Here is a 21,147-nt window from a genome sequence, read left to right on the forward strand (position 1 = left end):
TCCTAAACTAAAACTAACGCTATATTAATAATATGGAAATTAAGGACAATAGCTTCTTGCGTCAATTTGAGACCACAGTTGACGGACATCTGGCCAAAATCGAATACTCTTCACAAGAGCGAAAAGTATTCTTAACCAAATTGATTATCCCCGAAGAAATTACTGAAGATGGCTTTAAAGAAACCTTCATAAAGTCGGTTTTAAACCATATTCAAGACCAAAATCTAAGGGTGGTACCAACTAGTCCGCACATCGCCGGTTTCTTGCGTAAGAACAGACATCAGTACAAAGAAATGTTGCCAGTAGGCATTCGTATCTGAGTCTAGATGTAACAATTAAAAAAAATCCCGCTTCGTCGGGATTTTTTTATGCCAGTACTTTTTCAGGAATAAACTCAAAACGCACCAAGCCGTCTTCATCAATCTTGGTCAGTTCAATTCGATGTAAGGTATTCACCAACTCAGGATTCCAAGGGGTTTTGACCTTGACATAGTTTTCGGTAAAGCCGTGAACGTAACCTTCTTTATTCTCCCCTTCGAACAAAACGGTACGCTCAGTACCCAATTGGCTTTCATAGAATGCCCTGCGTTTTTTGGCCGATAGCCCACGAAGCATTTTACTGCGCTTGGCCCGAACTTGCTTGGGCACTACCCCATCCATTTCGGCGGCCACGGTATTGTCGCGCTCCGAATAGGTAAACACATGCAGGTACGAGATATCGAGTTCGTTGAGGAAATTGTAGGTCTCCAAAAAGTCTTCGTCGGTTTCCCCGGGGAAGCCCACAATCACATCGACCCCAATACAGGCATGTGGCATGGTTTGTTTAATACGTGCCACACGGTCCACATAGAGATTGGACAGGTAACGGCGGCGCATCAATTTTAAAATCTTATCACTACCGCTTTGCAACGGAATATGAAAGTGCGGTACAAAAGCCTTGCTCTGTGCCACAAAATCAATGGTTTCATTTTTAAGCAAATTCGGCTCTATGGAGGAGATACGCAAACGGTGAATACCTTCAACCTCGTCCAAAGCCTGCACCAATTCAAAAAAGGTGTGCTCATGTTTTTTGTTGCCAAACTCCCCTTTGCCATAATCGCCAATATTGACCCCGGTCAATACAATCTCTTTGATGCCCTGCTGAGAAATCTCACGGGCATTGTTAAGTACGTTTGCTAGGGCATCACTACGTGAAATACCCCGTGCCAGGGGTATGGTACAATAGGTGCATTTGTAATCACAGCCGTCCTGAACCTTTAAAAAAGCACGAGTACGATCACCAATGGCATAGCTGCCCACATAAAAATCGGCCTCATCTATTTCACAAGCATGTATTTGAGCTACCCTCCCACTACTCGTGCCCTGAGCGGAGTCGAAGGGCTTTGGCCCCGTTTGTATTAAATCATTTATGTAAGAGGTTACCTTAAACTTTTCGGTGGCCCCCAACACCAAATCAACCCCATCAACTGCAGCCAGTTCTTCGGGTTTTAGTTGGGCGTAGCAGCCTACCGCTACCAAAAAGGCTTCAGGGTTTGCCTTTTGGGTCTGTTTTACAATGGTTTTAAAGCGCTTATCGGCGTTTTCGGTAACCGAACAGGTATTGATGACATAAATGTCTGCTTTCTCAGCAAAGTCAACCCGAGAAAAGCCCTCGTTTTCAAAGCTGCGTGCAATGGTCGAGGTCTCCGAAAAATTAAGCTTACAGCCTAGGGTATAAAATGCGACTTTACTTGACATTCACCTATTCGTATTGGGCTGCAAAGATAAAAATTGATTGTGGATAAGCTCATGAAAGAAGGGTTCAAAACACCGAAAAGCCAGTTTAATGTTAAGCTAACTTCTTTACAAGGCCGAACTTGTTTCAGAATCAACTGACAGAACTCCAGATATGGAGATTATATGTAAAAGTTCTAATCAAGTAGAAAAACCCAAAATAATCTAAAAGTTTGCTTTCAAAGAAACCTACTTTTTAATCCATAGCTACTTTGAAGTAATACTTGCAATAAAATTATTCGCATAATGTGATTTTTATTGTCGCGTATATTATATTTGCGACAACTTAATTTATTTTAATAGTCAATTTTTTGACTTCTCAAGAAAATTAAATGTATGAGTAGAGAAAACAAGCCATACAAACCAGATGAGGACTTAGGGTTTCTACTTTGGCATACGAATATGCTTTGGCAAAGAGAACAAAATAGAGCATTGGATAGCATTGGTTTAACACAAACTCAATTTGCCATCCTAGCTGCACTTAATTCTTTATTACAAAGGTCGAATAGTGTTACACAGAAAGCTATTGCTGAACGTAGCAATACAGATACCATGATGGTGTCGAAAGTACTCAGAACACTTGAAAAAAAAGTAATCATTGAAAGAAAACAACATAATACTGATACACGAGCAAAATGTGTATTTATAACAAATAAAGGGGTGAAAATTTTTCAGGACGCTTTCGAAGTTGCCACTAAATCAAACGCTACTTTTTTTAACAAATTATCAGATGAAAATCGTTTTCGTAAAGAGCTGCAGCGAATAATTCAATTAGACAAATCATTAATAAAATAATATAACCATGAATAAATCAATCATAGTCTTTTTAGCGCTTTTATTATTCTCCAGTTGTAATGAGCCAAAGCAAAAAGAAACAAATACTTCAAATTTTGAATTAGTCACGCAAAAATCAAAAGTCTTACTTGAAAAAGATGATTTAACATTCAGGGACTTAAACGGGAATGGACAATTAGATATATACGAAGATGTCAATCAACCTATCGAAGCGAGAGTTAATGATTTGCTGAGCCAAATGACTTTGGAAGAAAAAGCAGGTATGATGTTCATTAATGGAGCACCTGTTAGTGCTGATGGAAAACCGGATGGCAATGAAGGTCTTGAAGGTCCTGCATCACGAATGGCCTCCGTTGTTGAAAATATGAACGACCTAAAAATGACGCATTTTAATATTTGGAGTATTCCTGCCGACCCAAATGTGTTTGCAAAATGGTACAACAACTCACAACTATTCGCTGAAAAAACAAGATTAGGTATTCCAATTACTATCGCTTCTGACCCTAGGCATCATTTTAGTAATACGATTTTTTCACTGAGTGCTAAAGGTTTTGCTCAATTCTGTGAAATGCCGGGTTTTGCGGCTCTTGGTGATGAAAACTTGGTGGAAGAATTTGCAAATATCGTCCGTGAAGAATATTTGGCTGTTGGTATTAGAGAAGCATTACACCCTCAAATTGACTTGGCGACTGAACCACGTTGGTCAAGGATTAGTGGAAACTTTAGCGAAGATGCAGAGCTAACAGCTAGATTGGTCAAACCGTACATTCGTGGTTTGCAAGGAGAAAAACTAAGTAATGGCGTGGCTTGCATGACGAAACACTTCCCAGGAGGTGGTCCACAAAAAGAAGGCTTAGACCCACATTTTTCATTTCAAAAAGGACAAATATATCCAGGTGATAATTTTGACTATCATCTTATTCCTTTCGAGGCTGCTTTCGAAGTCAATACGGCTGCTATCATGCCTTATTATGGCGTTCCGACTGACCAAACGGACGAGAATGTAGCTATGGCTTATAACAAAACGATTATTACCACTTTATTGAGAGAAAAATATAAATATGATGGTGTTGTTTGTACCGATTGGGGCTTAATTACCGACCGACCTATGGGACCCGATGTGGTTTGGAAAGCAAGGGCTTGGGGCGTGGAAGATTTGAGTGCTGCTGACCGTGCACTTAAAATTATCGAAGCAGGTTGTGACCAATTTGGCGGCGAAAATAGACCTGAGTTGATTATTCAATTGGTCAATGAAGGAAAATTAACTGAAGAACGTATTGATGTTTCTATAAAGCGTTTATTGAAGCAAAAATTCGAGTTGGGTTTGTTTGATAATCCCTTTGTAGATGAAACAAAAGTCGATGAAATCGTTGGCTCAGAAGCATCAAGAGCTTTGGGAGAGAAAACGCAAAAAATCTCCATGACGCTTCTCAAAAATGATAACTCAACATTACCATTGGAACAAAAGAAATTCAAAGTATATATTGAAAATATAGATAGTTTGACGGTAGCGAATTATGCAGAAGTAGTTGCGGCGCCTGAAGCGGCTGATTTTGCTATTATCAGATTAAATACGCCGTGGTATCCTGCTGAAACTAATGTTCCTTTTGCAAAAGGTTTTCATCATGGTGATTTAGATTTTAAAAGCGATGAGAAACGGCGAATTTTAGATTTGTTAAATAAAGTGCCAACCATTGTTGATATTTATTTAGACAGACCTGCTGTCATTCCTGAAATCACGAATGCTGCAACGGCTTTAATTGCCAATTTTGGGGCAAGTGACAAATCGGTTTGTGAAGTGCTTTTCGGAAATACCGCTCCACAAGGCAAGTTACCTTTCGAGTTGCCTGTTTCTATGAAAGCGGTAGAAAATCAAAAAACAGATGTGCCATATGATAGCGAAAATCCATTATTCAAATTTGGATTTGGGCTAACGTATTAATAATTCAAAATGAAAAAAGTAATATTTATAATCGCCCCTTTGTTTGTGTTGGTTGCAATAATAGCTTGGAATAAAAGTGGCAATAATAATTCTGTCCCAAACACATTAATTGATTGTAGTGGCACTCCAAATACAGCGCCCCAATCTACAGATAGCACCATAGAAAGTTTTAGACAAGCTATGGTCGAATTTAGGGCATCTCTTTCTGATGAACTATTAAAAACAGCATCGGCATGCCTTGATGATAAACGATTGACGGAGTGGAGTAATGTGCCTCCAAAGTTTAATGCAAGAGATGGTATCAATTACGGGCAATTAACTCCATCACAATTGACTGCTTTTAAGGAATTATTGCAGCTATTTTTGAGTGCAGAAGGTTATCAAAAAGTAGATGAAATTACTGTTTTGGCAGAGGGGTTTTTAAATACAAAAAATCCAAAAATATTTGGACCTAACAAATATCATATTTCTTTATTTGGAGACCCAGTTAACAGTGGCTCTTGGGGTTTTCAATTGGATGGACATCATTGTGCTATAAATTTCTTAGTACATGGAGATAATGTATCCATAGTCCCTGCTTTTATGGGTGCAGAACCAATTGTTGGTGCTTTTAATAATATCAATTTTGATATTATTAAGGATGAAAGAGATATGGGATTATCTCTATATCATGGATTATCAGCTATTGAAAATAGAGCTGCGACTTCAAGTCAAGGTGTAGCCAAATTGCAAGTTGGACCTCCTTCAATTAAAGGTGTAGATGCTTTTGCAGGAAATTATGACTACTCTCAATTTTCCAATGGTTTGAAGTATTCAGATATGTCTGAAACCACCCAAGCAAATTTGATTCTATTGATGAAGGAATATGTGTATAATTTAAACACAAAATTTGCAGATATTTGGTGGGCTGATGTCATGGCTAATATTGATGAGACTTATTTTGTTTGGTTGGATAATGTAGAGTCACCGACTACTAAAACTCAATTTTACTATAGAATATACAATCCTTATTTATGGGCAGAGTTTAGTGTTGAGCCACCTGTTGAAAAATCTATAGAGTTATGGAATCATGCACATTCTATTACAAGAATTCCTAACAACCCTACGACTACTAAAGGAGGAGATTATGGACTATTTGCCCAAATCATCAATAATGGCGGTGTGAGAACAATGTACGAGCATTACATATCTGCCGAACACCACATGGAAAGTAAATTGTTTTTGGATTACAAAGTAGAACTCCATGGCTTCCATAATTACGATCATAATCATTCTCACGCTCATAACGAGAATCATACTCACAGCTAAGAAAACTTCTAAAAATGAAAAATGCATGCTAGCGCGAACAATGCCTAAAATAATAATAGGCGTTATGGAGCCCTAGTGCTTTTATACGAGACCAATCACTAAACCCTTATATTTAAAAAGCGCTACAGGGTTAATTCTAAATGGAGCTAAATCTATTTCTTGGTGATTTATGTTTTAAATTTTGGCAAAGAAAAAATTATTTTGGTTCCGGCCATAGAGGTGCTTTCTATCCATATTTCACCGTTGTTTTGTGTCACCAAATCTTTACAAATTTTAAGCCCCAAACCTGTTCCCTTCTCTTTATTTGTTCCTAAAGTAGAGATATAGCCATTCTCTTGAAAAACCTTATTCTGAATAGACCTTGGGATACCATGTCCTGAATCTTGAATACAGGTCTCTACTCTCTCATCGAGCTCTTCGGAATTTATATTAACCGAGCTACCAGAGGAAGAAAATTTTATGGCGTTACTCAGTAAATTTCTCAAAATAATCTCTACATGATATTCATCGGCATAAACCTTGATGTCTTTGGCGATTTCACATCTAACCCTAATTTGCTTCGCAGTAGCCATATAGTCTAAAAATGCTATCGCATTTGTAACCTTTTCAAAAAGGTTCACGGAAACTTTATTTAAAACAGCCCCATCCATTTCAGCAGAGCCCCAAGAAAGTAGATTGTTCAAGGCAAAAAGTATATGGTCAATTTTCGTTTTTACACTAGGCAAAACTTCTTGAAATTGCTCCTTTGAAATACCTTCAGCTATATATTGATTAAATAAGGTCTGAATATTACCAACCGGCCCTTTAAAATCATGACCCATGATAGAAAACAATCTGTCTTTTGTTTTATTGGCAGCGTCAAGTTTTATTGTTTTTTCTTCCAATTCCAATTGGCGGTCTGCAATCTTTTTGTTTAAAATCTTTAGTGCATTGGCATTCTTTTTTATCAAATAAATACCAGACGTTAGAAATAAAATAATCAAAGTTGAAATAATGATAATAGAACGTTGGTTGTCTTTGGATTTTTCAATTTTCAAAGAAAGTAACTCTTGTTCATTTTGAAAATCGTTTTCAATCAAGGCTATTCTTAGTTTGTTCTCGTTCTCACTAAAATTTATAGAATCTTTGAGTTCAATAAATTCTTTAATCAAAACATTTGATAGCTCATGTTGGCCAATTCTATTATTGATTTCTGATAATAGTCTGAGTGATGACTGTTGCCCATCAAAGTAGTTTGTTTTACGGGAAAAGATCAATGCATCGTCGGCATATTTTTTAGCCTCTTCAAAATTATCGGTATTGAATTCAAGGTTAGCCAAGGCCAGATTTAAGTTGATTCTATCTATATTGTTGCTCGACCCTTCAAGAATTTTTGCTGTCTTTTGCAGCAATTTTCTTGACCCGATGAATTCTTCCCCGGCAATTAGTAAACTAGCTTGAAGAATATCTTTTTTAATGTTTAATGCCTTGTTTTCAATTCTTGTAAGATGGGTTGTCGCTGCGCTTAGGTATTTTTCCGATTGGTCAAGTATGCCTTTTTTATAATAAGCCTCGGAAATTTCGATAAACACCTCAGCATATTTATAATCATCTGGGTTGCGATTAAGTAATTGAATACATTCTTCAAAAAACTCTATGGCTTTTTCGAATTCGTCTAAATCAACCATTAAAGAGGCCGCATTGGCAGTAAAAACATAAAGTTTGTCCCAATTTTTGAATGCTTTGGCATATTTACGCCCTAACGAGTTGTATTCATAAACTTTATCAATTCGCTTTATTCTATAATTGCCAAAACCCAAAACATTTATGGTTTCCAGTAAAATTGTGTCTGCCCCAACTTGTTTCGAATATTCAAATGCTTCGTTCGCCAATTCAAAACTAAGACTGTCGCTCTTCTTGAACATAGAAGCTCTAGCAATGGACTCTTTTGCCTTAGCTATTCCGATTTTATAATCAATTTGAGAACTTATGGTTAACATTTTATTTCCTAGCACAAGTGCACTATCAGGAAATTTTCTATACTGGTTACGGAATTGAATGTAAAGAGAGTCCACAAATTGTGGGTTTAATTCTTCAAAAGGAATATTTCTTTTAGAGGGGTTTTGAGCCAATAGGCCCACGAAAAAAATCTGGCAACCCAGGGAAATAATTAGATTAAAAACTGAAAATTTAATCAACAATGGATTTCTTTTATAAAAAATTATAAAACCTTATTATAAAGATAAAGAAGAACAACATTTGATTACACCCCCTCTAAGAACACAAAATTATTGGTTAGATAGCTTTAGAAAAGTTCGACATTAATAATTCCGCCATTGTTGGGTCAGCTCAAAAACGGTTTCCAAGAGTTCTTTTTCCACTGCATCAAACTCCACTTTACGTCTGGCCATCATTACCTGGGCCGCTTCAAAGGCCTTATTGGTGCGATAAGTCGTAAACCCTGAGGCTCCACCCCAAGAATAGCTGGGTATAAAATTGCGTGGGAAACCACTACCAAAAACATTGGCACAGACCCCAACAACCGTACCCGTATTGAACATGGTATTGATACCCGCCTTGCTATGGTCGCCCATCATAAGTCCACAAAATTGTAGTCCTGTTTGCGCAAAACCCTGGGTTTGGTAATTCCATAGTTTTACAGGAGCGTAATTGTTTTTGAGGTTCGAGGTATTGGTGTCCGCCCCTAGGTTGCACCACTCCCCTAAGACCGAGTTGCCCAAAAAGCCTTCGTGCCCCTTATTTGAGTAGGCGAACAGCACAGCATTGCTGACCTCTCCACCCACTTTGCAATGGGGTCCAAAAGTCGAAGCCCCATAAATCTTGGCGCCCATTTTTAATACGGAGTTGTTACACATGGCCAAAGGGCCACGCACGATACAGCCTTCCATAATTTCGGCATCCTTGCCCACATAGATTGGCCCAGTAGAGGCATTGAGTATGGAACAGGAGACTTTGGCCCCTTCTTCCAAAAATATATTTTCAGGGCTGATGACCGTATTGGTATCGGGTATGGGCTGACTTGTACGCCCCTTGGTCAAGAGTTCAAAATCGGCTTGCAGGGCTTCCCCATTTTTGGCGAAAATGTCCCACGGGTGTTCAATGGTGAGTACATCACCTGAAAATTCAACGGTTTCGAATCCACCGCCTGTATGAACCTCGGCCGTATGGCGGGCAATTTCTTTTCCATCAGCGACCAACTGCTGATTTTCCTTCAAAGCATTAATGGCTGCCACCATTTCTTGATTGGGCAAAAAAGAGGGATTAATGACCACATTTGCCGCCGCTACCTTTATAGGGAATTTTTTCGATAGATAGTCCTCCGTTAAATAACTCACCTCGGCAGTTAACCATTTTTCCCATTTTTCGGCTATGGTCAAAATACCCACACGAATATTGGCCACTGGTCGGGTAAAGGTAAATGGCAATAAACTATCTCGGTTCTGGTCGGCTAGTATGTAGTTCATTGATTGGTATTTTTTCAAAATTACGCTTTTGCTTTATTTGCAAAATGTTCAGGATTAATCGTAAACAAGTCCTCTCCCCTGGGAGAGGATTAAGGTGAGGGGACAAAAAAACGCCTCCGTTAAAAAACGAAGGCGCTTACTATATATTCTTTAAAGAGTGGTTTACTTCTCTTCTTTCTTGAATTTCTTGTATTTGTTCTTGAACTTATCGATACGACCTGCAGTATCAATAAGTTTGGTTTTACCAGTATAAAATGGATGTGAGGTTCTAGAAATCTCCAATTTAATCAATGGATATTCTGTACCGTCAACCGTAATGGTTTCTTTAGCCTCTGCAGTAGATTTGGTGATGAACACATCGTCATTTGACATGTCTTTAAAAGCGACCAATCTGTACTCTTCTGGGTGAATTCCTGCTTTCATTTTCGTTACATCAATTTTTCGGACTGCAAATTTAGTTATTTTTTCTTCCAGAACAAGCTTTCCCGATTAAAATAATAAAACTATGGTCGCATGTGTAACAAAAGTTTAACTTCGGCAACTAACCCACGGTAATCAACTTAAAAATTTATCATCATGGAAAACAAACCAAAATTAAGTAAGTACTCAATAAAGTTTGGCCTGATAGCCGGAATCATTGGATTGGTTTTTGGCCTAATGCTTTTCTTTCAAGGATTGCACTATGAGCAAAGCGCAGTAACCACTGTCATCAATATCTCGATTTTATTTGCAGTTGTTGCATTTTGTGTAAATCAGTACAAAAAAGACAATGAGGGCTTTTTAAAATTGGGTGATGCCCTTAAACTAGGTACCGGTGTAGCGCTTATCGCTGCTGTAATCGGTTTGGTGTGGTACTTTTTACTATCAAACGACATCATTGAGCCCGGTTATATGGACAAAGCGATGGATATCGCCAAGGAAAAGGCCATGGAGAATAATCCGCAAATGACCGATGAGCAATGGGACCAAGGTGTAGCCATGCAGAAGAAGTTCATGTGGATGGCCTACCCTATCGGATTAATATTTAATGCTATACTAGGTTTGGTTGCGGGATTGGTTTTTGGACTTATCCTAAGAAAAGACAGACCAGAATAAGCTTTAAAAGTTTACTTTTGAAGGAATTTCGACCGACAAGAAATGCAATTATCGCTAGTTATTCCTTTACTTAACGAAGCTGAATCGCTCAACGAATTACACGGTTGGATTGCAGAAGTCATGCAGTCCAACCGTTTTTCATATGAAATCATTTTTGTGGATGATGGCAGTACGGATGCCTCGTGGGACATCATCCAAAGCCTATCCAAAACAGATACCAACGTCAAGGGTATTCGTTTTCTAAAGAATTTTGGAAAATCGCAGGCCCTCAACGCCGGTTTTCATGCAGCCCAGGGTGACGTCATCATTACCATGGATGCCGACCTACAAGACAATCCTGAAGAAATTCCCGAACTCTACCAGTTGGTGACCAAAGAAGGATTTGATATTATTTCGGGCTGGAAAAAGAAACGCTACGACTCCGTTCTCGCCAAAAACCTGCCTTCGAAATTGTTCAATTGGGCGGCAAGGCGCACCTCTGGATTGAAGCTTCACGATTTTAACTGTGGCCTAAAAGCCTACCGAAACGATGTGGTCAAGGCCATTGATGTTTCTGGCGATATGCACCGTTACATTCCAGTATTGGCCAAGAATGCGGGCTACGATAAAATCGGTGAAAAGGTCGTTAAGCACCAAGCCCGTAAATACGGAAAGACCAAATTTGGTATGAGCCGCTTTATCGTTGGTTTCTTAGACCTGGCGACCATTTGGTTCATTTCAAAATTCGGGAAAGCACCCATGCACCTTTTTGGGGCTTTAGGCGTAGTTATGTTTTTTATAGGTTTTGCTTTTGCCTTATATTTAGGAGTGGACAAGCTGTTCATCAACAAGACTGGTAGGTTAATCACCAGTCGACCCCAATTTTACATAAGCTTAACAGCGATGATAATTGGAACACAGCTATTTTTGGCAGGATTTCTAGGTGAAATCCTCATCAGAAACCGTAAAAACGACGCGAGATATACAATAATAGACCAGATTTAGCATTTTAGTAAGTAAAAACTTACATATATGCTTGCTGAAAACACCACCAAAAACATGAATCCAATTGTAGCTTCTGCACAAAAATGGCTTACCGATTTTTTCGATGCCGATATCAAAGCACAAATCCAAAACCTAATTGATACCAACGAAGACGAATTAACGGACTCGTTCTACAAAGATTTAGAATTCGGTACCGGCGGTATGCGCGGTGTAATGGGCGTAGGCACCAACCGAATCAACAAATACACCTTGGGCAAGAATACCCAAGGCCTGAGCAATTACCTCAAAAAGAGCTATCCCGGTGAAGACCTTAAAGTGGTCATTGCCTACGATTGCCGTCATAACAGTGACACCTTATCACAGGTGGTTGCCGAAGTACTTTCCGCCAACGGAATTCATGTGTACCGATTCTCTGAGCTACGTACCACGCCTGAACTGTCTTTTGCGGTACGCCACTTAAAATGCCATGCAGGTATCGTATTGACTGCTTCGCACAACCCCCCGGAATACAATGGGTATAAAGTGTATTGGACGGATGGTGGTCAAATTGTACCACCTCAGGATGGAGAAATCATTGCCGAAATCAATGCGCTTGACTTTACAGACATCAATTTTGAAGCTAATGAGAGCTTAATCGAGTCCATAGACAAGGAAGTTGACGAGGCCTTTTTTGAAGAATCAGTTAAGGTGGGGAATTTCAATGCCGCTGGCAAAGATGATTTCCATATCGTATTTACCTCGATTCACGGTACCTCAATTACAGCGATACCCGAAGTACTGAAAAGGGCTGGATATAACAATGTTACCGTTATTGAAGAGCAGGCCACGCCTGACGGTAACTTCCCGACAGTGAAATCACCCAATCCAGAAGAACCGGAAGCCTTGGCCATGGCTATTGCCAAAGCCGAAGAAATTGGGGCCGATATGGTCGTGGGCACTGACCCTGATAGTGACCGCCTCGGTATTGCGGTGCGCAATCTTGACGGTGAAATGGAATTGCTGAACGGTAACCAGACCATGGTCTTGATGACCAAATTCTTATTGGACCAGTATAAGGCCAAAGGTTTCGCAGGTAATGAGTTTATCGCTACCACAATTGTTTCCACTCCGATGATGGAACAAATGGCAAATGCCTATGGTGTAGAATTCAAGACTGCCCTTACAGGCTTCAAGTGGATTGGCAAGATGATAAAAGACTTCCCGCAATCAGAATTTATTGGTGGTGGTGAAGAAAGTTTTGGGTATATGGTGGGCGATTTCGTGCGCGACAAAGATGCGGTGACCTCCACCCTACTCGCCTGTGAAATAGCCTCGCAAGCCAAGGCAAATGGGAGCTCGTTTTACAAAGACCTTATCGATTGCTACACCCAGTTCGGGTTCTATAAGGAGAAACTGATTTCATTGACCAAGAAAGGAATGACCGGTGCCGAGGAAATCAAGCAAATGTTGAAAGATTTCAAAGAAAATCCTGTTGAATCAGTGCAGGGCTCAAGACTCTTGTACATAGAAGATTACAATACCTCAACGGTTAAAAATGTGCAGACTGGCGAAGAAAAACCCATTGATATTCCGAAGTCAAACGTATTGATCTACGAAACCGAAGACGGCACGAGAATCGCTGCAAGACCTTCAGGTACAGAGCCTAAGGTGAAATTTTACATCAGTACTAACACAACTTTAGCAAATGCTTCAGATTTTAAAAGCGTAAATTCGCAGCTGGATTCCAAGTTAGACGGAATTCTAGCTGAATTGAATTTAGGTTAATGAACAACATACTTGGCAAAATCTTACGGTTTGCCAAACCGTACAAGCTTTATGGCATACTCAACATCATTTCAAATGTTTTGTATGCCTTTTTTAATGTGCTTTCGATTATCATCTTTATTCCCACATTGGGCATCCTCTTTGATAAGCAGGAGGAGGTCTATACCAAACCGGTATACGAGGGTTTCTCTAACCTTAAGACCTATGGGGAGGATTCATTGAATTACTTTTTGACCGAAAAAGTGAGCGCCGACGGCCCAATGGCCGCATTGGCCTTTATTTGTATAGCGAGTATCGTTATTTTCTTCTTGAAAAACCTGTTTCGTTATGCAGCCATGTATTTTCTGGCCTTTATGCGTACGGGTATGGTCAAGGACATTCAAGACGAGCTCTACCATAAAACTGTGGATTTACCCATTTCGTTTTTCTCAGAAAAACGTAAGGGCGATTTGTTGGCCCGAATGACCTCTGATGTAAAGGAAGTCGAAGGTTCCATTATTAATTCACTTGAAGCCTTGGTTCGCGAACCCATTACCATTGTCATCGTATTGGTCTCCATGTTGCTCATCAGTGCACAATTGACCTTATTTGTCTTTTTGTTTTTGCCCATTGCGGGATTTTTGATTTCCGCTGTTGGCAAACGACTTAAGGCCCAATCGGCTGAAGCCCAAAAAGAAACGGGCACCTTTCTCTCATTTTTAGAGGAAACCTTATCTGGATTAAAAGTGATTAAAGGATTTAATGCCGAAGCGAAGCTTGCACAGAAGTTTACCGATTCCACTTTGCGATTCAAGAATATTATGACGGCCGTGCTGCACCGTAAAGGTTTAGCATCGCCTTTCAGTGAATTTTTGGGCGTTGCAGTAGTCATCACGGTATTATGGTATGGAGGTAGTCTGGTCTTTGCCGAAGGCAGTACCCTTAAACCCCAAGATTTTATGGGGTATATCGGACTCTTCTACACCATCATCAATCCAGTAAAAGCAATTACGACCGTCAACTACAATATTAAAAAAGGGAACGCGGCTGCAGAACGGATTTTTGAGATTTTGGAATTGAAAAACCCAATAGTTGACAAACCCGACGCAAAACAATTGGACACAATCGAAGATGCCATAGCATTCGAGAACATCTCGTTTAAATATGAGGACGATTGGGTGATAAAGGACTTTCATCTTAAGGTCAATAAAGGTCATACAGTAGCCTTGGTCGGCCAATCCGGTAGTGGTAAGAGTACCATAGCCAATCTGATTACCCGATTTTACGATGTCAACGAGGGTCAAATTACCATTGACGGTATTGACATCAAGGATATCAGTAAAAAATCACTCCGAGGAATGATGGGACTTGTAACCCAAGATTCCATCTTGTTCAACGACTCTGTCAAAAACAACATTGCACTAAGCAAGGACAATGCGACCGATGAAGAAATTATGGAAGCAGCCAAGATTGCCAATGCCCATGACTTTATCATGGAATTGCCCAATGGCTACGAAACGAATATCGGCGATGGCGGAAATAAATTGAGTGGTGGTCAAAAACAACGACTTTCCATAGCACGTGCAGTTTTGAAAAACCCTCCTATTATGATCTTGGACGAGGCAACTTCGGCCTTGGATACTGAAAGTGAACGTTTGGTGCAAGATGCCTTGGAAAAGATGATGCAGAATCGAACCTCCATAGTTATTGCACACCGTCTATCAACCATCCAAAATGCCGATTCGATTGTACTTATGAAACAAGGTGAAATCGTGGAACAAGGTACCCATGAAGAATTGATGCAGTCTAAAAAAGGGTACAAGAAATTGGTCGAACTCCAGACACTGGCCTAAGGCTAAAATTTCAAAAAACAAATTCCAAATTTCAAAGGTTAGGTTTGTGCAAATCTCTTTTTCAGCGGATTCAATTCTACCATTTGCATCAAACTTTTAGCGTTTAACCAGGAGCATTCAACATCTAGAACCTAGAAAATTAAACCTTTCGCTACTTTTATAGTCAAAGAACAAAACGACCCTTTTGATTGCCGAAGAAACTTTAGTTTCAGACCTTAAGAACAAGGAAACCCAAGCAAAAGCCTTTGAAGTATTGGTAAATACCTACAAAGAGCGTTTGTATTGGCATATCAGAAGGATTGTGATGAACCATGATGATGCCGACGATGTGCTACAAAATACCTTTATTAAGGTGTATCGTAACATTGACGGGTTCAAGGGAGATAGTAAGTTGTATTCATGGATGTACAGAATCGCAACGAACGAGTCCTTAACCTTTTTAAAGCAAAAGTCTAAAAAGTTAGGGGTAAGTAATGAGGAGTACCAAGAATCCTTGGTTGAGAATTTAGAATCCGATGTTTATTTTGAGGGGGATGCGATTCAATTGAAATTGCAGCAAGCTTTGGCCACCCTTCCTGAAAAACAACGATTGGTGTTTAATATGAAGTATTTTCAAGAGATGAAGTATGAGGAAATCTCAGAAGTTTTGGAAACCTCGGTAGGCGGTTTAAAAGCTTCTTACCATCTTGCAGTAAAGAAATTAGAAGCCTATTTAAAAGAATCTTGAATCCCCTCCTCATATGGAGGGATTGAGGGAGGTGTAAAAACGATTAAACCTTTCACAACTATTGAAGTCATATTAGTGACATGAAGAAGAACCACAAAACTCAATTCAATACGCCAGAAGGCTACTTCGAGTCTTTTAATGAGCGGCTAATGGCCAGAATCAAGGAAGAGGAAGAAGAGGTCAACACCGACTTTCTTCCAAAAACCGATGGTTTTGGGGTTCCGCAAGGGTATTTTGATGATGTAGAAACAACGATTCTTCAAAATACTACCCAGAAAAAAAATAAGGTCATTCAACTGTTTCCGAAGCAGGTCTATTATGCCGCCGCCTCAATTGCTGCACTATTTTTTTTGGGAATCCTATTGTTCAGTCCTTCTGAAAACGAAATTAGTTTTGACGATTTGGCCAGTACTGAAATCGATGCCTATTTTGAGTCGAACGAATTGGGCTTGACCTCCTATGAATTGGCCGAATATGTTAATGTGGAGGAACTGACCCTTGCAGATATGACCGATTCCAATATTGAAGATGATAGCATTTTAGAATATTTGGACGAAAATGTAGAGGAAATAGAAGATTTAAATTTGGATTATGATGCGTTTGAATAAAATAGTAGTCTTTGCAGCATTAGTGTTTTGGGGAACAACTTTGGTTGCCCAAGGTCCTGCCCGAGACCGCATAAAAACATTGAAGGTTGCCTACATCACTGAACAATTGGCCCTGACCAGTAAGGAAGCCCAGCAATTTTGGCCCATTTACAATGAACATGAAGATGCCATGAATGCCATACGCCAAAACGAACGCCAAAAATTTGCAGGAAGGCTTGCTACCTTATCGGATGTATCGGAAGGTGAGGCTTCAACTATGCTTTCACAATACCTCAGCATACAAGAACAAAAACAAAAGGAGGACAAACGGTTTATTTCAGAATTGAAGAATGTTATTTCCGATAAAAAGATCATCCTGCTTTTGAGAGCTGAAGAAGGATTTAAGAAACAACTCTTAAAACAGTACCGACAACGACGCGGGAATCGATAAGCGTATAAATCGACAAAAAACATAAAAAAGAGGCTGAATGGCCTCTTTTTTAATTAAACCTTGTTCCAAAGCAAGAGTCAAAAGAATAGAAACCCAAAAATTAATCATTATGAAAAATTTGAAACTTATCCTTTTGACTGTTGCCCTAATGGGCGGATTATTGGCTACGAACGCTCAACGAACTGTTGTCAAGGTTTATCCAAGACACGGAACCGTAGTTACCACGGTTAAAAAACCAAGAGTTGTTGTACATAACAAAACCAATTTCTATTTCGCTGATGGGATATGGTACAAAGCTAGAGGTAGAAAATATGTAGTCGTTGGTGCTCCTGTTGGTGTAAAGGTTCGAAATCTGCCCAGGGGAAATAAAGTCGTTGTGGTAAATGGAAGAAAACTATACAAGTATAAAGGTATCTGGTATAAAAAATCTGGAAGGAACTATGTAGTCGTAAACGTCTAGATTGATTTGGATTGATGCATTTACAAGAAAAGGAGCGGTTGGTCACTGAGCGAAGTCGAAGTGTAACCGCTCCTTTTTTATAAGACGTTTGCAAAATTGATTTGGTAAAAAAATTCGACGCCCGAGGAAAATTTAAATGCCGCAGAAACCTTTTGGTTTTGAGGACTGAAAATTTTTGAAAAGAAAGAATTTTAAAGCGAAATCAAAATGCGCTCTATTCATCAAAAAAGATTGCAAAGGTCTTAGAAACCGATAAAATGCACATGCTTTCGGTGTAGTGCAATTCAGCCTAAAAACGTTCGTCGATGATAAAAAACACTTTAACCGATTAAATGTTTTTTAGCGAGTTTTTTGACTCGGTAAACGACCAAAATCCTTGCTAGGCTTGACTTGGAGGTAATTTTACATTGTAAGAAAAACCCAAGTCATGAAAGCAATCTTAACCTTAATCTTCGGAATCTTGATCAGCACTTCAGCAATGGCCAACACTCCTGCTAAAGAAGTTAAGGTAAGCACAATTTCTTACGGTGTTGAATTGAACATCGATATCAAGAAGTCTGATGTTAAAGAAACTGAAGTTGCTAGATTGTACATGTACAAAAATGCAAGAGTAAAGAAAGCATTGTCTTTCAAGACTAAAGCTAACAAAGCTAAAATGGCCTAATCCCCAAACCAAACTGCCGACATCCCACAAAGTCCCAAACCAAACAACTAAAGCAAACTATTTAAAGCGTAATTCCGCAATTCTATTCCTTCCTGCCGCAAAGGCAACCGAATCATTCAAAAATCGAAGCGTGTAAAAGCCTTCATCGCTAAGATGCTTCCATTGCATTCCACCATCTTTTGAATAGGATATTCCTGTGAAACCAATGGCAATCAAATCCATTCCGCCAGAATTGGGAATGTATTGCACACAACTCTTATAACCTGGTTCAATTCCATCGGCGACTACCTTCCAAGTTTGTCCACCGTCCACAGTTTTGATTTTATTCGAAAGATTTAAATCCGGTTTACTGAAATCCCCACCAACGCCATAGCCATTTAGGGCATCATAAAAGGCTATGGAATATATGCCTTGATAGGTTTCTTTGATTTGAATCGGTGTACGTATGGCATTCCATGAGTTACCCTTATCCGGGCTATACAATAAGATTTCATTTGAGGTCATCACCCATGTCTGGTCTCCCTTTATTTCAATATTGGTATTGCTAGCGGCATAGGCTCCTGTATCACCATCCAGCTTTGGAAGTTTATCACAGGAAAGTTTATTCCATGTTTGGCCCCCATCACGTGTGATTATAATTGAAAAACAACCGTTTACGGTATCCCCGATGGCAATACCTTCAGAACTATTCCAAAATTTCATGGCATCGTAAAATACGCCTTCACCTTCTTCTTTGTACACCAATTCCATTTGGCCTGCATCACCTGTCTTGTACAACAAAGCAGGGCTAGCAACTGATAGCATAAAAAAATCAATATCGCTATGGGCCGCTGCCCTAAACTCCGGTATAATGGAATCATAAGTCTGGACATTGGCACGCACCTTTCCTGAACTGACATCAATAGTTCCAAAAACCCCTCTACTTCCAGCAAAGGCAAGTGTCTGTGCATCAAGAAATTCTATAGCCCGAATACTTACTGAATCTTGATAAACCGTTTTGACTGTGACCGTTGTGTACTCGTGCGAGGTTTCTTTATCGGAACAACTAAAACAAATAACAAGTATTAAGAGCGGTAGAAGTAGTTTTTTCATGGATATGGTTTTTTTCAAAGATAAAGCTCATCCTGTCGAAGAAGCTAAAATCTTAGAAGGGATATGCCATAACTAACATTTCAAAATAAATGGCAATCGACATAAGGAAAAACACCTCCCTTCATCCCTCCAAACTTAATGTTACCTTTGCGCCTCTAAATAATACCATGCGTCTTCACCGAAATTTAGTCTTTGCAGTTATTGATGCCCTCAACATGATTTTTAATGAACGGAATTATGCGGATAAGGTCATTGAAAAGGTTTTGAAATATGACAAACGATGGGGCGCTAGGGACCGTGGTTTTATTGCTGAAACCACCTATGAGATAGTTCGCTACAAACGCCTCTATGCAGAAATAGCAGAAGTATATGAACCCTATTCAAGAGCGAATTTGTTTCGGTTATTCGCAGTCTGGGCGGTTCTAAGGGGCATTCCCTTACCCGATTGGAAGCAATTGGAAGAAACCCCCGTCAGGCGCATTAAAGGACGTTTTGACGAACTCTCAAAAACACGAAAGTTTCGAGAAAGCTTCCCGGATTGGTTGGATGAATTGGGTGAAAAGGCCTTGGGCAATGAATTATGGACCAAAGAAAGCGCTGCGTTGAATAAGCAAGCAGAGGTCATACTTAGAACCAATACTTTAAAAACTACAAAAGCATCACTCAAAAAAGCACTTGCACAAGAAGAAATTGAAACAACAACCTTAAACGAATTTCCACAGGCCCTAAAACTTTCGGTTCGAAAAAATGTGTTTGTGACGCAAGCCTTCAAAGATGGGTTGTTTGAAGTGCAGGATGCTTCTTCCCAACTGGTAGCCGATTATCTAGAGGTGCAACCAGGGCAACGTGTTGTAGATGCCTGCGCAGGAGCCGGTGGTAAAACACTACACCTAGCTGCCTTAATGCAAAACAAAGGTCAGCTTATTGCCATGGACATTTATGAGAGTAAACTGAAAAAACTGAAGATAAGGGCTCGAAGAAATGGTGTTCACAATATGGAGACCAGAGTCATTGACTCCACAAAAGTGATTAAAAAACTTCATGGCAAAGCGGACCGGGTATTGTTGGATGCCCCTTGCTCTGGCCTTGGGGTCATTAGAAGAAATCCGGATAGCAAATGGAAATTGGAACCGGAGTTTTTGGAGCGCATCAAAGGGATTCAAAAAGATATTCTTCGCGACTATTCCAAAATGGTCAAACCAGGCGGGAAGCTGGTATATGCCACATGCTCCATTTTACCGGAGGAAAACGCTGAACAAGTGGTCAACTTCTTAAATTCCGAAGCTGGCGAATCTTTTGAATTGGTCAAAGAGCAGAACATCTATGCCTCAAAAAGTGGTTTTGATGGGTTTTATATGGCGCTCCTTACCAAGAAAGCATAAAAAAACCCATCTAAAAGATGGGCTTTAAATCAGATTAAATATTTCTAATTACTGAATTCGGTATTGGCATAACCGTTTTGAGAATTGTTATAATCGTTTACCAATTTCAGTAGTGCTTCCATGAATGGTGTATCGCAGTTTGTCGCAAAAGATGAAGTTCTTTGCAATTGCGAACTAAACTCATAGTCACCATTTAAATATTTTTCATCGATTGCCTCTTTATCTCCTATATAGTTCTTTAAATTCACATTTTTTATGTTGCGTGGATTTTTAGCCTTGTCTTTTTGAACAAGTAACTCAAAGTTATTTGTAATAAAATCCAAATGTTGCTGCCCACCTTCAAGCCAAGAATCCATTACAGGTCTGTGGATGAAACCATTCTTTGTTCTATAAAATTTGCGGAATACAGTTATTTCACCATCAGCGATGACTTCTAAAAAGAACCTTTTTGGTAACATTCCGATTTTGGTAGTTGCAGAGAGGTCTAAGTATTTTACCTGTCGAAACTCCCTGCCGTTTTCAAGCACAAAACTTTGTATCTGCTTCACTTTAAACTTTTCAATGACTTTCTTTTTGATTTTTTTCCCCTTCTTGTATTTTTTGAAGGATTTCTCATCAATAATTCGTAACCCTGATTGAAACAAGTGAGGATTACAATTGTCGATAAAGATGTAGGCTTCTTTAGATTTTCCGTTCTTAAAGGTAATTGTCCCTTTGTAGTAGTCCGCACATTTTTGTGGCGTTGTTGAAGATGCAAAACCAATGGCTACAAAACCAATGAGCATCAAAATGGCAAGTGTAAAAGATCTGTAGGTCATAATTTTAAG

20 protein-coding genes are annotated in these 21,147 nt (G+C 39.4%); 14 read left to right on the top strand and 6 right to left on the bottom strand.

The genetic code is table 11. The features are described 5' to 3' along the window. Positions 1 to 23: 23 nt before the first annotated feature. Positions 24 to 320, top strand: a complete 297-nt coding sequence (locus HCU67_RS11905) for an N-acetyltransferase (RefSeq protein WP_168553504.1) — start codon at positions 24 to 26, stop codon at positions 318 to 320. A gap of 46 nt (positions 321 to 366) precedes the next feature. On the opposite strand, the gene mtaB is transcribed toward HCU67_RS11905, so the two are convergent. After that, positions 367 to 1,737: a tRNA (N(6)-L-threonylcarbamoyladenosine(37)-C(2))-methylthiotransferase MtaB gene (gene mtaB, locus HCU67_RS11910; protein WP_168552837.1), complete on the bottom strand. Its 1,371-nt coding sequence runs from the start codon at positions 1,735 to 1,737 to the stop codon at positions 367 to 369. 372 nt (positions 1,738 to 2,109) lie between these two features. Here mtaB and HCU67_RS11915 point away from each other — a divergent pair, with 372 nt between their 5' ends. From HCU67_RS11915 to HCU67_RS11925, 3 genes are read left to right on the top strand one after another with little or no spacing between them, the layout of a single operon-like run. Further along, entirely contained in the window at positions 2,110 to 2,568 is a 459-nt protein-coding gene (locus HCU67_RS11915) for a MarR family winged helix-turn-helix transcriptional regulator (RefSeq protein WP_168552838.1), read from the top strand. A gap of 7 nt (positions 2,569 to 2,575) precedes the next feature. Next, positions 2,576 to 4,510 carry a glycoside hydrolase family 3 protein gene (locus HCU67_RS11920; protein ID WP_168552839.1) on the top strand — a complete coding sequence of 645 codons (1,935 nt, stop codon included), beginning with the start codon at positions 2,576 to 2,578 and terminating at the stop codon, positions 4,508 to 4,510. Positions 4,511 to 4,519: 9 nt separating this feature from the next. Then, positions 4,520 to 5,818, top strand: a complete 1,299-nt coding sequence (locus HCU67_RS11925; protein WP_168552840.1) for a DUF3500 domain-containing protein — start codon at positions 4,520 to 4,522, stop codon at positions 5,816 to 5,818. Positions 5,819 to 5,985: 167 nt separating this feature from the next. Here the strand turns inward: HCU67_RS11925 and HCU67_RS16780 are convergent, their stop codons facing one another. The 3 genes from HCU67_RS16780 to HCU67_RS11940 all read right to left on the bottom strand — a co-directional run bounded on the left by HCU67_RS16780 (position 5,986) and on the right by HCU67_RS11940 (position 9,705). Then, positions 5,986 to 7,872 carry an ATP-binding protein gene (locus tag HCU67_RS16780; protein ID WP_168552841.1) on the bottom strand — a complete coding sequence of 629 codons (1,887 nt, stop codon included), beginning with the start codon at positions 7,870 to 7,872 and terminating at the stop codon, positions 5,986 to 5,988. A gap of 246 nt (positions 7,873 to 8,118) precedes the next feature. Further along, positions 8,119 to 9,282, bottom strand: a complete 1,164-nt coding sequence (locus tag HCU67_RS11935) for a GlmU family protein (RefSeq protein WP_168552842.1) — start codon at positions 9,280 to 9,282, stop codon at positions 8,119 to 8,121. Between the two features lie 162 nt (positions 9,283 to 9,444). Then, a complete protein-coding gene (locus HCU67_RS11940) occupies positions 9,445 to 9,705 on the bottom strand; it encodes a type B 50S ribosomal protein L31 (protein ID WP_168552843.1) in 261 nt (86 codons plus the stop codon). A 153-nt stretch (positions 9,706 to 9,858) separates the two neighbouring features. Between HCU67_RS11940 and HCU67_RS11945 the strand changes: the two genes are divergently transcribed. The 9 genes from HCU67_RS11945 (at position 9,859) to HCU67_RS11985 (ending at position 17,846) form a co-directional block, all read left to right on the top strand. After that, entirely contained in the window at positions 9,859 to 10,377 is a 519-nt protein-coding gene (locus HCU67_RS11945) for a DUF4199 domain-containing protein (RefSeq protein ID WP_210423697.1), read from the top strand. Between the two features lie 42 nt (positions 10,378 to 10,419). Continuing rightward, positions 10,420 to 11,361 (top strand): glycosyltransferase family 2 protein, encoded by a 942-nt coding sequence (locus HCU67_RS11950; RefSeq protein ID WP_168552844.1) that lies wholly within the window; start codon positions 10,420 to 10,422, stop codon positions 11,359 to 11,361. Positions 11,362 to 11,415: 54 nt separating this feature from the next. After that, positions 11,416 to 13,125, top strand: a complete 1,710-nt coding sequence (locus HCU67_RS11955; RefSeq protein ID WP_168553506.1) for a phospho-sugar mutase — start codon at positions 11,416 to 11,418, stop codon at positions 13,123 to 13,125. Further along, entirely contained in the window at positions 13,125 to 14,957 is a 1,833-nt protein-coding gene (locus HCU67_RS11960) for an ABC transporter ATP-binding protein (RefSeq protein WP_168552845.1), read from the top strand. Before HCU67_RS11955 ends, HCU67_RS11960 begins: the two co-directional genes overlap by 1 nt. A 184-nt stretch (positions 14,958 to 15,141) precedes the next feature. Continuing rightward, positions 15,142 to 15,684 carry an RNA polymerase sigma factor gene (locus HCU67_RS11965; protein WP_168552846.1) on the top strand — a complete coding sequence of 181 codons (543 nt, stop codon included), beginning with the start codon at positions 15,142 to 15,144 and terminating at the stop codon, positions 15,682 to 15,684. Positions 15,685 to 15,764: 80 nt separating this feature from the next. Continuing rightward, complete coding sequence (locus HCU67_RS11970; RefSeq protein ID WP_168552847.1) at positions 15,765 to 16,292, top strand: hypothetical protein; 528 nt, start codon at positions 15,765 to 15,767, stop codon at positions 16,290 to 16,292. Continuing rightward, entirely contained in the window at positions 16,276 to 16,722 is a 447-nt protein-coding gene (locus HCU67_RS11975) for a hypothetical protein (protein WP_168552848.1), read from the top strand. Before HCU67_RS11970 ends, HCU67_RS11975 begins: the two co-directional genes overlap by 17 nt. Positions 16,723 to 16,831: 109 nt before the next feature. Beyond that, positions 16,832 to 17,182, top strand: a complete 351-nt coding sequence (locus tag HCU67_RS11980) for a DUF6515 family protein (RefSeq protein WP_168552849.1) — start codon at positions 16,832 to 16,834, stop codon at positions 17,180 to 17,182. Between the two features lie 427 nt (positions 17,183 to 17,609). Continuing rightward, complete coding sequence (locus HCU67_RS11985) at positions 17,610 to 17,846, top strand: hypothetical protein (protein ID WP_168552850.1); 237 nt, start codon at positions 17,610 to 17,612, stop codon at positions 17,844 to 17,846. A 57-nt stretch (positions 17,847 to 17,903) separates the two neighbouring features. Here HCU67_RS11985 and HCU67_RS11990 read toward each other — a convergent pair whose 3' ends face one another. Next, positions 17,904 to 18,938: a WD40/YVTN/BNR-like repeat-containing protein gene (locus tag HCU67_RS11990; protein WP_168552851.1), complete on the bottom strand. Its 1,035-nt coding sequence runs from the start codon at positions 18,936 to 18,938 to the stop codon at positions 17,904 to 17,906. Between the two features lie 167 nt (positions 18,939 to 19,105). Here HCU67_RS11990 and HCU67_RS11995 point away from each other — a divergent pair, with 167 nt between their 5' ends. Next, on the top strand, positions 19,106 to 20,320 hold the full coding sequence (locus tag HCU67_RS11995; RefSeq protein WP_168553507.1) for an RsmB/NOP family class I SAM-dependent RNA methyltransferase: 1,215 nt from the start codon (positions 19,106 to 19,108) through the stop codon (positions 20,318 to 20,320). Between the two features lie 44 nt (positions 20,321 to 20,364). Here the strand turns inward: HCU67_RS11995 and HCU67_RS12000 are convergent, their stop codons facing one another. Further along, on the bottom strand, positions 20,365 to 21,138 hold the full coding sequence (locus tag HCU67_RS12000; RefSeq protein WP_168552852.1) for a hypothetical protein: 774 nt from the start codon (positions 21,136 to 21,138) through the stop codon (positions 20,365 to 20,367). Positions 21,139 to 21,147: the final 9 nt, after the last annotated feature.

The organism is Croceivirga thetidis (assembly GCF_012272815.1).
GTDB lineage: Bacteria > Bacteroidota > Bacteroidia > Flavobacteriales > Flavobacteriaceae > Croceivirga > Croceivirga thetidis.